The sequence below is a fragment of the Pseudoalteromonas shioyasakiensis genome, from assembly GCF_022398475.1.
Taxonomy (GTDB): Bacteria; Pseudomonadota; Gammaproteobacteria; order Enterobacterales; family Alteromonadaceae; genus Pseudoalteromonas.
Genome location: NZ_JAKEVM010000120.1, coordinates 1 through 13,157 on the forward strand (window position 1 = coordinate 1; position 13,157 = coordinate 13,157).

Below are 13,157 nucleotides of genomic sequence, written 5' to 3' on the forward strand. Positions count from 1 at the left end.
TATTTATGCTTCTTTGCATAATTTAGTGCGTTGTGCGTGACTATTCCTTTATTTATCATCAAGTGTAGCTAATGTTAGCTTAGCCGAAATAATACTTTAGTTAAACATTTTATTTTTATAGGAATATTTTTTTACTTTGATAGTAGCAGTGAATCATCAATACAATGAAATTCAGCAGCAGCTTGCTTTAAAATATCAGCGGTAAGGTGCTCTGCCCCATAGACATCACACGGTAGCAGATACTTATTCGCTAAGTGACCAAGTAATAAGGCAAAATCACCATCACCCGAAAGCAATACCATTTTATCGAGCTGCTTGGCATGCTCTAGCATATCAATGGTAATGCCAACATCCCAATCCCCTTTCGCACTGCCATCTTTGCGCTGAATAAAAGGTTTCAGTTTCACCTCAAAGCCAATTGCGCGCAGAATATTTTGAAACTGCGATTGCTTTTCATCGCCACGATATATTGCATACGCAATGGCGCAATCGATTTGGTAGCGCTCGCTCATTTGCGCCCAAAAGGCATTGTAGTCAAAGTTTTTCTTGTAGCTTTCTCTACAGGTGTAATAAATGTTTTGTACATCTACAAAAATACCGACTCTTGGCTTATCAACTACTGACATAATTTTTCTGTTCTTTAGTGATTTGTGTTCACTGTAGCATATCTAGGTTGATATTTACGAAAAAGTAACCTAAATTGGTTACATAAAACAAAGTAACCAAATTTGGTTACTTATCGCGATGTAACTAAATTAAGTTACTTAATCTAAGGGATCATAATGATTGCGGTGATCAGCGGTGATTTAATTAAATCACAAAAAATTCCACAACAAGAATACGACGCTATGCTTTATCAGCTTGATCAAAGCTTGCGCTTTGTTGCTAAACGCTTTAATGCAAGCTTTACCATTTACCGTGGCGATGCATTGCAAATACAGCTAACAGAGCCTGAGCTTGTATGTCATGCAGCCATCTTGTTGTATTTGCAAATGAAAGCAGCCAATTACGAGCTGCGACAAAGCTTGGCTATTGGCTCACTAGACAACCCCCGCGCCGATATTAAAACAGCCACAGGCAGTGCTTATACCTTATCTGGCCGTGGTTTAGATAACATCGGCCAGCAACGCTTAGTGTTAAATATTGAAAATAACGCCCTTGAAGAAGGCTTTGCGCTTAATATTGCGCTTGTCGAAGTCCTGCTTGAAAAAATGAGTCAAAAGCAGGCTAATGCCCTGTTTTATTATTTAACCGCCGAGAACAATAGCCATGCTGAGCTTGCCAAAGAGCTTAATACTAGCCGAGAGAATGTCACTAAGTTACTCAACCTAGCACATTATCAACTTATCGAGCGCTTTATAAATTACAGCCAAACCACACTCAAAGGATTGTTATGACCAGTTTTGCTCTATTACTCACCGCATTAGTATTGGGCCACTTACTTGCAGACTTTTATTGGCAGCCAATGAGCTGGGTACACGACAGAAACAACCGTCACTTTCGTGCCAGTAAACTCTATTTGCACGTATTAACACACGGCGTGACCTCTTTAGCTGTGCTCACACTGTGGGAATACACATACGGCTGGCAAGAGTTCTCTCGTGTACTGATAGCAGCTGGTGCGATTATGCTAAGCCACTATGTCATTGACTTGGCAAAGTCATATTCAAATAAAGGCGTAGTGCCGTTTTTACTCGACCAGTTGGCGCATCTTGTTGTGATTGTAATACTGAGCGTTTGGCTTAGTGATAAGAATGAATTTTATAGCTTAGCGTGGCAGAAGCTGATTGCCCTCGAAACCTTGTTTGTTATTGCAGCTTATTTATTGGTGCTCAACCCAAGCTCTGTGTTTATTCGCATGATGCTGGAGAAAATCAATATTCAGATAAACAATGAAGGCAGTATTCCTGCTGCGGGGCATTTTATAGGCTTGCTCGAGCGAGTGTTAATGTTGAGCTTTATCTTGCTAGGTGAATACGGCGGCGTGGGCTTTCTGCTAGCGGCCAAGTCTATCTTCCGATTTGGTGATTTAAAAGAAAGTAGCGAAAAACAACTCACTGAATATGTCATGCTGGGCACTTTGTTAAGTGTCACCGTGACACTCTTTATTGGTGTCGCCACCTTATATTGCATTAAACTCGTTTAATCGCTTAGAAAAACAAAAACGCGCAATTGCGCGTTTTTTGTTTTTACTGTTATTAACTATCCGCAGCGGGTTTACGTCTTGGGCGAGATGGTCCCGATACACGCTGACGATTACCCGCAGGTTTATTACCTGCTGGTTTAGTGTTATTCGATTTATTCCCGCTGTTAGCGCCTTTTTGGTTTTGGCCCTGCTCTTTACCCTTACCCTGCCACTTACCTTGTGAAGGTCGCTTTTGCGATTTAGGTTTTAGCTTTTGTGAGGGTTTTGCTGCACCTTGACCGTCTTGAGCTGGTGCTTTTGGCTTTTTCGGTTTCTTTGGTTTTTTCGGCTTGATTGGACGCGTATCTAGTGGCTTTTCAGCAACTGGTTTGCTTGGCTCAAAACCTGCTTCGGTTGCACGTGGAATAAGCTCACCAATAAAGCGCTCAATACCATACAAATCGTCGGCATCATCTGCTGTTACAAACGATATAGCATGACCCGATGCACCTGCTCGGCCTGTACGGCCAATACGGTGAACGTAATCTTCATAAATATTCGGTAAATCGTAGTTAACAACGTGAGGTAGCTCAACAATATCTAGGCCACGAGCAACGATGTCGGTTGCTACTAATACGCGCACTTCACCGGATTTAAAGCCTTCGAGTGCTTTAACGCGAGCGCCTTGCGATTTATTCCCGTGAATGGCAGCACCCACAATATCATCGCGTTCAAGCTGCTTAACTAAACGGTTTGCACCATGCTTGGTACGGCAAAATACTAATACTTGTTGCCAATTATTGGTACGGATCAAATGACTAAGTAATGCTGTTTTACGTGATTTATCTACCGCATAAACAGATTGAGCAACCGTTTTAGCTGTGGTGTTTTTTGCCGCGACTGAAATTTCAACGGGGTCGTTAATGAGCCCTTTTGCAAGTTCACGAATTTCATCTGAGAAAGTCGCTGAGAACATCAAGTTTTGACGTTTAGCGGGCAATTTAGCAATGATACGTTTGATGTCATGAATAAAGCCCATATCAAGCATACGGTCGGCTTCATCAAGGATCAGCACTTCTAAATCATCAAACTTAACAGCATTTTGATTGTGTAGATCTAATAAACGACCCGGCGTGGCAACTAAAATATCAACACCTTTACGAAGGCGCATCATTTGCGGATTAATTTTAACGCCGCCATAAACAACAAATGAGCTAACATTTGAATGTTTAGCGTATTGCTCAACATTTTCGCTTACTTGTAAAGCCAGCTCACGGGTTGGTGCCAATACTAATGCGCGTACTTTGTTGCCTCCCGCTTTAGGGCCTTTTGACAAACGCTCAATTAACGGCAGCGTAAAACCTGCTGTTTTACCTGTGCCAGTTTGCGCAGCGGCCATAACATCGCGGCCTTCAATGATCGCAGGGATAGCTTGTGATTGAATAGGCGTTGGTGCTTCATAGCCCTTTTCTAAAACTGCATTTACTAAAGCTGGTGATAAACCTAACCCATCAAAACTCATACTATCTCTCTTTAAAAAATTCAGCCGATACGGCGAAGTGCGCGCATTATACCTAGGATAGTCAATAATGCATGGAATTATTTGCAAACTGACACTTAATGCTGAACTTAGCAGACAAATTTAAGACATAAAAAAAGCGGCTCAAATGCCGCTTTATTCTTATAACCTATCTTTACTTAACACCAAGTTCGCGTAAACGCTCTTGTAAGTAGCTGTCTGCTGTGTAACGCTCAGAAAGCACAACATCAGGACGCGGGTGTAAGAATAGTGGTAACGAAATACGTGATTTCGTTGACGCTTTGCCCGTTGGGTTGATCACGCGGTGAATCGTTGATGGGAAGTAACCACCTGACGCTTCTTGTAACATGTCACCAATATTGATGATCAGGTTACCAAAATCACATGGTACGTCTAACCAACCACCATCTGTTTTTTGTACTTGTAAACCTGGCTCATTTGCCGCAGGTAATACAGTTAGTAAGTTAATATCGCCATGCGCTGCTGCACGGATTGCACCTGGCTCTTCATCACCTGTCATTGGAGGGTAATGCAGAATACGCAGGAGTGTTTGCTCAGAGTTAGCAATCATATCTTTAAGGTCGATAGAGAACTTAGCACGCACTTCTTCTGGAGCTTCAGCTTGAACCCAGCTTAATAATGTTGCTGCAAACTCATTCGCTAAACGGTAGTACTCACGGATTTCTTCTTCTAGCTGTGCTGGAACACGGCCTTTTGGATAAACGTGGTAATACTCTTTAATATCTTTAACGGTAAAGCCTTTTGCAACTTCTGACACTGATGGTGGGAAGTAACCATCTTGTGTTTCTTTTGAAAATAAAAACTCGTGCTTTTGCTCAGAATTAAAGAATTCTTGCCAATTTTTGTAAATAGACTCAACTAATGACTGAGGGATTGGGTGATTTTTTAATACACCGAAACCTGTGTTTCTTAGTGACTCAACAAATTGAGCGGCCGCATCGCTCGCTTTATAATCAACGGTAGGTAAATGTTGCATTTGTCTTTTCCAGTGAATAAGGTTCTAGAAGTCTGTGCTAAGCATAGCATTTCTTCATTATAGCGCTTCGCGAGGATAGAGAAACACAGGCAAAAACATAAGGACTTATGTCCGCCCCACCTTGCTTAGCTCCTTAACTTTGATACAGATCAACTAACCCCTTAAGTAGTATAATATGTACTATTACCTAAACTTTGATATGGTTAATTAGACACATTTCAACGCAAAAGGATCGCTAATGTTCAAAAATCTGCAAATCTTACTTTTCAGTGCGCTGATACTTGTAACCAATCAGGCCATCTGTGCAGAACAAGCAAACTATAAAGTCGAAAATATTAAAGACAACGTATATCGCTTTAGTGCTGGCCATTATCACAGCGCTTTTATGATTGTTGATAACCAGGCCTTAGTGACTGATCCTATTAATAGCGATGCCGCAAAATACTTAAAAAGCTATATCAAGAAAACCTTTAACGCCGAAATCAAATTTATGCTGTACAGCCATAGCCATGTTGACCATGCGATGGGCGGTAATGAGCTAATCGATAACAACACCACGGTCGTTGCTCATCAATTTGCAGCTGAGGACCTTAAATTAAATAAAGTGCCTACTGCCCTGCCTGATCTTACATTTACCGATACACTAAAAGTCGATTTAGGTGATAGTTACGTGCAGCTGAAATATTATGGGCCTAATAATGGCCGAGGCAATGTCAGTATGCGCTTTATGCCTGCCAACGTACTTTATGTTGTTGATTGGATTGTGCTTGGCCGCATGCCATATAAAAACCTGATTGGTTACGATATTAACGGCATGCTGCATTCAACCAAAGCGGTGCTAAATGAACCTGCGTTTGCTGCATTTATAGGTGGCCATGCAGATACTGGCAACCGCGATGATGTTGTCTCGTACTTACACTATATTCAAGACTTACACACTGCCGTGCGCGATGGCATGTTAAAAGGTAAAAACCTTGCGACCTTACAAAAAGAAATAAGCTTGCCTAAATACAGCCATTTAAAAATGTACCAGCAATGGCTACCACTGAATATTGAGGGTGTGTATAACAACCTTGTCGAGATGGGTTATTTTAATTTTCGCAGCGACATTGATGCTCAGTTTTAACTGAGCATCAATAGCGAGATAAAAACGCGTTAAGTTCTTCACTCATACGTGCAACAAGCGATTTTGGGCCACCATCATACATATCGTTATGGCGCGAATCTTTAAGCTTAATTTGCGTCACTGGGTATACAGCGAGCTCTTGCGGCGTTAGCAATACGTTGTCATCTGCTGGGTAATCGCTACCGCGTAGTGTCAGTACAGCAATATTTTTGTTCCTTGGGGTCAGCATACGGCGATGATCAAGGGTGATCAGCTTAGACACCTTAGCGGGATAAATAGCGGCATATAATGCTGCAATATCTCCCCCATTTGAGTGCCCAAATAAAGTGAGCTGATTAAAGTCATACGCAGGGTAACGCTTTGCAAGTTCTACGGCTAAAAACTCAAGGGTTTGCACACCACGGTGCCAGTTTTCCATACGGGTAGTCATGTATGGTGGCTCAGGGTTTAAACTCGGATCACCTTTTAACTCATGAGCAACTTCAACCGTTAAATAACCATGCTGATGAAAGGCCTGCTGAGCAAATTGATAGTCTGTATGTGCCATACCATAGCCTGCCCCAATAAACGCCACGGGGCATTTCTTCTTTATCGTGCATTTGCTATCGGCTGCTGTAATGGTCACCGGAATATGGCGTGCCCGCTCAGTATCAAACAGTGTCTCTGTTTGATTTGCAAAGGCTGTTTGCCCGCAAAGCGTTAAAGCGAGCAATAGCGCCGCCTTTTTAATATTTAACATGCTAATTTGAATTCTAAGCTACGTTTAACCATAGGCCACTCACCATCAATAATTGAAAACACCACGGTGTCGCGTACGCATCCATCAGCCATTATTTGGTGATTACGAAGCACCCCATCTTGTTTCGCCCCTAAGCGAGCAATAGCATTGCGCGAAGCCTGATTATGCCAATGGGTACGAAACTCAACAGCAATCACATTAAGTGTTTCAAATGCATAACTCAGCAGCAGTTTTTTACAATCAGTATTAACCCCAGTACGCTGAAAACGCTTGGCATACCATGTATAGCCAATTTCTAAACGGCGGTTTTTACTGTCGATATTACAAAAGCGAGTTGAGCCTATCACCTCATCGGTGTGTTTATCGATGACAGCAAATGGTAATGCGCGACCAAGTGACTGTTGTTCAAACGCCATACTTAAATAATCGTCAACACGTTCTTCATTAGGCACCGAGGTAAACCAAAGCTCCCAAAGCTTTCCATCTGAAGCGGCGCTAACTAGAGCATCACGGTGCTCAAGCGTTAACGGCACTAATTTAACAAATTGACCTTCTAAGGTGATGGGACTTAAATCCATAACTTTTCTTAACCTTAAGTAGCAATAATATTTAATCCACCAGCTCTATATCGAGCCCTGCTAATAAATCCAAAGCGGCATAACGTTCAAATTTGGCCTTACTGATATTGTTAGCTGTTATATCAATGGCGAAGTGGCTGGCACCAATAAAGTTAGCCTTACTGAGGTTGGTTTGTTGGAACAAGCTGTCACGAAAGTCCGTATCAGTAAAATCAGCTGAAGATAAATCTGCATGTCTAAAATCAACATCTTTGGCAAAACAGCTACGCATTTTTAAAGCTTTTAAACTAAGTTCAAAAAAGCTGCTGTGGCTAAGTTCACAGCCAACAAAACTCACTGGAGCACGGCTGGCGAGTAACGGCCAATCAACATCAGTAAAACGAACACTGGTTAATTTACACTGTTTAAAGCTTACTTCTTCAAGCGAGGTGTACCTAAGCCCAAGGGCAGCTAAATTACAGTTTTTAAACTCACACTCTATGAACCGACAGTTTTCAAACTGACTATTGCTAAAGTCACAGTCGATAAATTCACATTGCTCAAATTCGCAATGCGAAAATGTTTGCCCTGCAAGGTTTGCTTCAAAGGTGTGTTCAAAATAAAGGGAATGGCTTGCGATCACGCGGTGGTCTCAATATCTTGTTTAAGCGCAAGTACTGCAATAAAAATAAGACCAAACAATGGAATTAGCCCTAGTAACCCACCAATAACGGCCACTACGATTGGTGTTGAGGTTTTGCGCTTACCTAAGTAATAGCTGATAGCGGCAAACACAGGAATTAAAATAACAATTATTTGCCCGATTAAAGTTGCACTGATATTCATTCTCTCTCCTTGAAGAACATACTAAATATTCATTTAAGCACAAAAAAACCCTAAGGCATACACCTTAGGGTTATTATTCATTAAGTCTTATAATTCAGGTTATTATGAATTATTCAGCGTCTTTCGCTACAACATCAATAGCAAGCTCAGTTAATGCATCTGCATTTGCTTTGCTTGGTGCATCTGTTAATAAACATGATGCTTGAGTTGTTTTAGGGAAAGCAATAACGTCACGAATGTTATCAGTACCGCATAACAACATAACTAAGCGGTCAAGACCAAACGCAAGACCTGCATGCGGTGGCGTACCGTATTTAAGTGCATCAAGTAAGAAACCAAACTTGTCTTGTTGCTCTTGCGCTTCGATACCTAAAATTCTGAATGCTGTTTCTTGCATTTCTGCATTGTGAATACGTACCGAACCACCACCAACTTCGTAGCCGTTTAATACCATGTCGTATGCATCTGATAGTGCACCAGCTGGGTTTGCTTCAAGCTCTTCAGGAGAAATACCTTTCGGTGCAGTGAATGGGTGGTGAACCGCATGCAATGTACCTTCGTCGTCTTCTTCGAACATAGGGAAGTCAACAACCCATAATGGTTTCCAGCTATCTAGATCAGTAATGCCTAAATCAACACCAATCTTAAGACGTAGCGCACCCATTGCTTCGTTTACAACGTTGCGCTTGTCAGCACCAAATAAAATGATGTCGCCAGATTGTGCGTTAGTACGCTCAAGTAATTGGTTGATCACTTCTTCGTTTAAGAACTTAGCGATTGGTGACTGTACACCTTCAACGCCCGCTGCACGGTCGTTCACTTTCATCCATGCTAGGCCTTTCGCGCCATAGATACCGATGAATTTAGTGTAATCGTCGATTTGTTTACGAGAAAGCTCAGCACCGCCTGGTACAGTTAATACAGCAACACGGCCTTTTTCGTCATTAGCAGGACCAGAGAATACTTTAAACTCAACGTCTTTTACTAAATCAGCAACGTCTACAAGTTGCATTGGGTTACGTAGGTCTGGTTTATCAGAACCATATAAACTCATTGCTTCGCTGTATGGCATTACTGGGAAGTCGCCTAAGTCAACGTCTAATATTGATTGCCACATTTCGCGGATCATTTTCTCAGTCATTGCACGCACTTCATCAGAGCTCATGAATGACGTCTCTAAATCGATTTGTGTGAATTCTGGCTGACGGTCAGCACGTAAATCTTCGTCACGGAAACATTTAACAATTTGATAGTAACGGTCAAAACCCGACATCATTAATAATTGTTTAAATAACTGTGGTGACTGAGGTAAAGCGTAGAAGCTACCCTTGTGAACACGGCTAGGTACTAAGTAGTCACGCGCACCTTCTGGCGTTGCTTTTGTTAGTACCGGTGTTTCGATATCTAAGAAACCGTTGTCATCTAAGAAACGACGCACAAAGCTGCTCGCTTTTGCACGAAGTTTGATACGGTCGCTCATTTCAAGACGACGTAAATCTAGGTAACGGTATTTTAAGCGGCGCTCTTCAGAGTTTTGCTGATTAAAATCAAGTGGTAATGGCTCTGAACGGTTGATGATAGTTAAGCTTGTGCCTAAAATTTCAACTTCACCTGTTGCCATGTCTTTATTTACTTGGCTATCAGGGCGTGCGCGAACAACACCTTTTAACTGCACACAAAACTCTTGACGTAGTTTATTCGCAGTATCCATTAATCCTTCTACTTCAGGATCAAAAACAACTTGTACTAAACCTTCTCTGTCACGTAAATCGACGAAGATAAGGCCACCAAGGTCACGGCGTTTGTTGATCCAACCACATAGTTCAACTTCTTGATCTACGTGAGATTTATTTAGCTGTCCGCAATATATAGAGCGCATAGTATTCCTGTCAGTTAAAGACTTATAGCCGCCTGCTCTTAAGAGTTCGCTATTTTGAGAGCAAAAGCCACTATACAAAGTAATCATTTAAGGCAGAGCATTATACCCAAACCATCGCAAAATGCGAGTGCCAGCAGTGCCTGTCGGGGGCTAAATATATACCCCAACTTCTGAGCAAACATTTCTTTTGATACACTAGCTAAAGTTTAAATTTATTGGTTGATTTAATGCTGTATTTAGGTTGTCCGCAGTGGTCTAGCACCGCATGGAAAGGAAATTTACTCTCTAGTCACTGTAAAAGCGCCGACATGCTCAGTGAGTATGCGCAATGCTTTAACTCAGTCGAAGGCAACACCAGTTTTTATGCTGACCCTAGTCACGAGTCATTATTACGCTGGCATGATGCGGTACCCGAAGACTTTAAATTTACTTTTAAGTTTCATCGGCGTTTTAGTCACGAATTACAGCTGACGAATATAACTAGTGAGCTTAATGCGTGGCTAAACTTATTTGAGCCAATTTTTGCTAAAACGGGGCAAATTATGTTGCAGCTACCCCGTGCCTTTGGACCAGATGCACTGCCACTGCTTGCTAATTTTATTGCACAACTACCCAAACAACTTAGTTACGGTATAGAAGTACGTCACCCCGGTTTTTTTCAAAAAGATGATGCAGAAATTCGTTTAAATCAGCTATTAATTGAAAATAATATAGACCGTATCAGTATGGATACCCGCGCTTTATTTGCTGTACCCGCCGATACCGATGCACTCATTGATGCGCAAAAGAAAAAACCTTATTTACCTGTGCATGCCATTGCAACAGGAAATCAGCCTATGCTGCGCTTTGTGATTGCCAGTCTTGAACATGAATACAAGTCGTATTACCAGCCATGGCTGAAAAAAGTAAAGCAATGGCTTGATGAAGGAAAATCACCCTATTTGTTTTTTCATACCGCAGATAATCGCCAGTCACCACTTTTAGCAAGACAGTTTTGCCAAGATTTAGGTTACAATCACCCCGTGCTCGCACCTTTTATGGGTGAACGCGAAGCAAGCCAAAGCAGTTTATTTTAGCGCCCGATTTATCAGAGAAAATATGAAAGATTACAGCCGTTATTTTCAAGGTTACCCGCCTCACATCATTGAGCAAGTGTTACAGCTATTTAATGGCGACAGAGCTGCTAACTACCTAAAGGGCAAATACCCTGATGCGCATAGCATTACCAGCGATAAAGCTTTATACAGTTACGCCACTGAGCTGAAAAAGCGCTACCTTAAAAATGCCCTGCCTTTTGGTCGTGCTGCATTCAAAAAACAAGGCGATATGGTCACGAATGCCTTAGGCACCCATACTTTCCGTATGCAAGGTAAAACCCGAAAACACGACCTTGCCATTAATAGCGACCTACTTCGAGCACCTGAGCCACTTCTCAAAGCACTCGTCGTACACGAGCTGGCTCATTTTAAAGAAAAAGACCACAACAAAGCTTTCTATCAACTATGCTGCCACATGGAGCCGCAATATCATCAACTAGAACTAGATTTAAGAATATTCAGTGTGCTGGTAGGTGAAGGGAAAAATCCGTATTAAAACTATCAGCTATCAAAAACATAAAACCTGGGGAATGAATGTTGAGCTCTTGTTGTTCAAAAACTCTAATAACTATCCCCCATCTCGATCAGCTAAAAACTGACGGCTGAAAGCTGATAGCTAAACTTCTGAAACCTCAAACCTTCTTTGCCCTATCAGCTGCCCAGACTCGGTAACCACTTTAACGACCCATTTCCCTGCAGCATTAGCAGGGAAATTCGTTTTATGGCTCCACGCTCGATAGCCCTCTTTACGACCACCAGAAATATCCAAGGCTATGCGGTCAACTTCTTTTCGATTATGCACCCAAACGTGGAAGATTTTTTCATTTAACCCTCGCGGTGCTTTTACCGCACTAAAACTATATAGACCTTTTTCATGTAAGCTCTGCTCAGTGAGTTCTGATATTGGCGAAAGCGGTTTACGAGCTTGTTCATCAAGCTGATACGACATGCTCATATCGGTTAAACGCAGTGCCGCAGGTGGCACAAAACTACGTAATTGCCAAAGCCCGGTACCTAATGCACAAAGCAATAACACCAACAGCGGGAAACGCCACCATTTAGCATTGGGCATCAAATTACCAAGACTTGGAATCGTTAAAATAACAGCCGTGATCAGCGCTATTTCAAAACTTTGGCTGGTCGTTAACTTTAATAAAATTGGCAAGGTAACCGACAGCACGACAAACAAAGAAAAGCTATGAAACACACTAAACCAGACACTGTGTCTTGCGAGCTTTTTGTAATAGAGGGGGTCAACAACAGAAACGAACGCACAAAGTATAATTAAAGCGGTAAACGCGGCCTGCCCATGGTCCCAGGTTGTCACTGCTAAGAAAAATGGTAAGGCAAAAAACAAACTTTCTTGCTGCACAACTTGCAGCGCAAAGCGCATGACGTTAGGCGACACCGCCACACCAAAACGCTCCTCTACTTTATCTCTTAGCCAGTTATCTATTAACAACCACAACCAAGTGACTAATAGCAAAATAGAGATAAGTTGCGAAAACGATTCTTTTCGCTCAACAAAGACATAGCTTGCTACACCACTGCAAAAAGCCAACACCGCCATCAACCCCGGCCGCTTCTGCATCATGAAAACAAATTTAGTTATAAAGTTTTTTAAGTAATTCATGTAATCATCAAATCCATTTAAGGCTTTATGAGTAAAGCATAAATTGGATGAATGTAGGCTTTAAAACGAGCTTTAAGTTCAAAGCTTTAAACTGTAAGGTATTTTGATGAAGCCAAACGAGCATCGAGTATTTTTCTAAAAGGAACAAATGGAATGGCGTATAAAGTCTTGATAATACTTTTATTAATTTCTAAGTGTACAACTGCGAATGCATTTGAAGATTATAGTTTTTTAAATGGTGAATGGTTTTGCAAAATAAAATCAGTATTACCAAACGATGCAATACTAGAAGTTGATAGCCACATAACTACTTCAATTAAAGATTTAAACTCATATTCAAAAAGCTTTTTTAAATTTTATTTCAAACAAAACCCTGATTTGGCTTCTGTTATCTCTGTTGAATCCACAGAAAAAATGGATTTCGAGGGTGATATAATGATCAGCTTTGATTCTAAAACCCATAAAACAAATTTAATCAAAGATGAGCTAAATATCTTTTCCCCAGAATCTGTGAAAAGCTTTACTCGAGGGCCTTCAGTGACAGTTAAAACGAAAATCAAAAAAATAGACGATGAAACTATTAAATTAATTGGGATCCCTGACAAAGATATTATCAAT

At 41.3% G+C, this 13,157-nt stretch carries 15 protein-coding genes; 6 read left to right on the forward strand and 9 right to left on the reverse strand.

What is annotated here, in order from left to right; genetic code table 11:
- Positions 1-131: 131 nt before the first annotated feature.
- Complete coding sequence (locus tag L1D51_RS16800; RefSeq protein ID WP_055021532.1) at positions 132-626, reverse strand: LabA-like NYN domain-containing protein; 495 nt, start codon at positions 624-626, stop codon at positions 132-134.
- A gap of 156 nt (positions 627-782) precedes the next feature.
- On the opposite strand from L1D51_RS16800, the gene L1D51_RS16805 reads away from it, so the two are divergent.
- The gene (locus L1D51_RS16805; protein ID WP_055021531.1) at positions 783-1,397 is read left to right on the forward strand and encodes a hypothetical protein; all 615 of its coding nucleotides are present in this window, start codon (positions 783-785) and stop codon (positions 1,395-1,397) included.
- Complete coding sequence (locus tag L1D51_RS16810) at positions 1,394-2,146, forward strand: DUF3307 domain-containing protein (RefSeq protein WP_239964258.1); 753 nt, start codon at positions 1,394-1,396, stop codon at positions 2,144-2,146. Before L1D51_RS16805 ends, L1D51_RS16810 begins: the two co-directional genes overlap by 4 nt.
- Positions 2,147-2,198: 52 nt before the next feature.
- On the opposite strand, the gene L1D51_RS16815 is transcribed toward L1D51_RS16810, so the two are convergent.
- The gene (locus L1D51_RS16815; protein WP_239964260.1) at positions 2,199-3,647 is read right to left on the reverse strand and encodes a DEAD/DEAH box helicase; all 1,449 of its coding nucleotides are present in this window, start codon (positions 3,645-3,647) and stop codon (positions 2,199-2,201) included.
- Positions 3,648-3,819: 172 nt separating this feature from the next.
- On the reverse strand, positions 3,820-4,662 hold the full coding sequence (locus L1D51_RS16820; RefSeq protein ID WP_054551580.1) for an isopenicillin N synthase family dioxygenase: 843 nt from the start codon (positions 4,660-4,662) through the stop codon (positions 3,820-3,822).
- A 238-nt stretch (positions 4,663-4,900) separates the two neighbouring features.
- Between L1D51_RS16820 and L1D51_RS16825 the strand changes: the two genes are divergently transcribed.
- Positions 4,901-5,788 carry an MBL fold metallo-hydrolase gene (locus tag L1D51_RS16825; RefSeq protein WP_235575465.1) on the forward strand — a complete coding sequence of 296 codons (888 nt, stop codon included), beginning with the start codon at positions 4,901-4,903 and terminating at the stop codon, positions 5,786-5,788.
- Positions 5,789-5,795: 7 nt separating this feature from the next.
- Here the strand turns inward: L1D51_RS16825 and L1D51_RS16830 are convergent, their stop codons facing one another.
- The 5 genes from L1D51_RS16830 to aspS all read right to left on the reverse strand — a co-directional run bounded on the left by L1D51_RS16830 (position 5,796) and on the right by aspS (position 9,809).
- Positions 5,796-6,527: an alpha/beta fold hydrolase gene (locus L1D51_RS16830; RefSeq protein WP_054561763.1), complete on the reverse strand. Its 732-nt coding sequence runs from the start codon at positions 6,525-6,527 to the stop codon at positions 5,796-5,798.
- Positions 6,521-7,105, reverse strand: coding sequence for a GNAT family N-acetyltransferase (locus L1D51_RS16835; RefSeq protein WP_054561764.1), 585 nt, complete (start codon positions 7,103-7,105; stop codon positions 6,521-6,523). Before L1D51_RS16835 ends, L1D51_RS16830 begins: the two co-directional genes overlap by 7 nt.
- A 31-nt stretch (positions 7,106-7,136) precedes the next feature.
- Positions 7,137-7,727, reverse strand: coding sequence for a pentapeptide repeat-containing protein (locus L1D51_RS16840; RefSeq protein WP_235575466.1), 591 nt, complete (start codon positions 7,725-7,727; stop codon positions 7,137-7,139).
- Positions 7,724-7,930: a hypothetical protein gene (locus tag L1D51_RS16845; protein ID WP_054561765.1), complete on the reverse strand. Its 207-nt coding sequence runs from the start codon at positions 7,928-7,930 to the stop codon at positions 7,724-7,726. The genes L1D51_RS16840 and L1D51_RS16845 overlap by 4 nt, the downstream gene beginning before the upstream one ends.
- Before the next feature lie 109 nt (positions 7,931-8,039).
- Positions 8,040-9,809, reverse strand: coding sequence for an aspartate--tRNA ligase (gene aspS, locus L1D51_RS16850; protein ID WP_239964263.1), 1,770 nt, complete (start codon positions 9,807-9,809; stop codon positions 8,040-8,042).
- A 227-nt stretch (positions 9,810-10,036) separates the two neighbouring features.
- Between aspS and L1D51_RS16855 the strand changes: the two genes are divergently transcribed.
- Together L1D51_RS16855 and L1D51_RS16860 are read left to right on the forward strand one after the other, a co-directional pair.
- Entirely contained in the window at positions 10,037-10,885 is an 849-nt protein-coding gene (locus L1D51_RS16855) for a DUF72 domain-containing protein (protein WP_054561767.1), read from the forward strand.
- Positions 10,886-10,907: 22 nt separating this feature from the next.
- Positions 10,908-11,402: a M48 metallopeptidase family protein gene (locus L1D51_RS16860; protein ID WP_054561768.1), complete on the forward strand. Its 495-nt coding sequence runs from the start codon at positions 10,908-10,910 to the stop codon at positions 11,400-11,402.
- 120 nt (positions 11,403-11,522) lie between these two features.
- On the opposite strand, the gene L1D51_RS16865 is transcribed toward L1D51_RS16860, so the two are convergent.
- Positions 11,523-12,539 carry a DUF5924 family protein gene (locus tag L1D51_RS16865; RefSeq protein WP_055021526.1) on the reverse strand — a complete coding sequence of 339 codons (1,017 nt, stop codon included), beginning with the start codon at positions 12,537-12,539 and terminating at the stop codon, positions 11,523-11,525.
- Between the two features lie 153 nt (positions 12,540-12,692).
- On the opposite strand from L1D51_RS16865, the gene L1D51_RS16870 reads away from it, so the two are divergent.
- Positions 12,693-13,157, forward strand: a 465-nt coding sequence (locus L1D51_RS16870) for a hypothetical protein (protein ID WP_239964265.1), incomplete at its 3' end; no start/stop codon positions are given.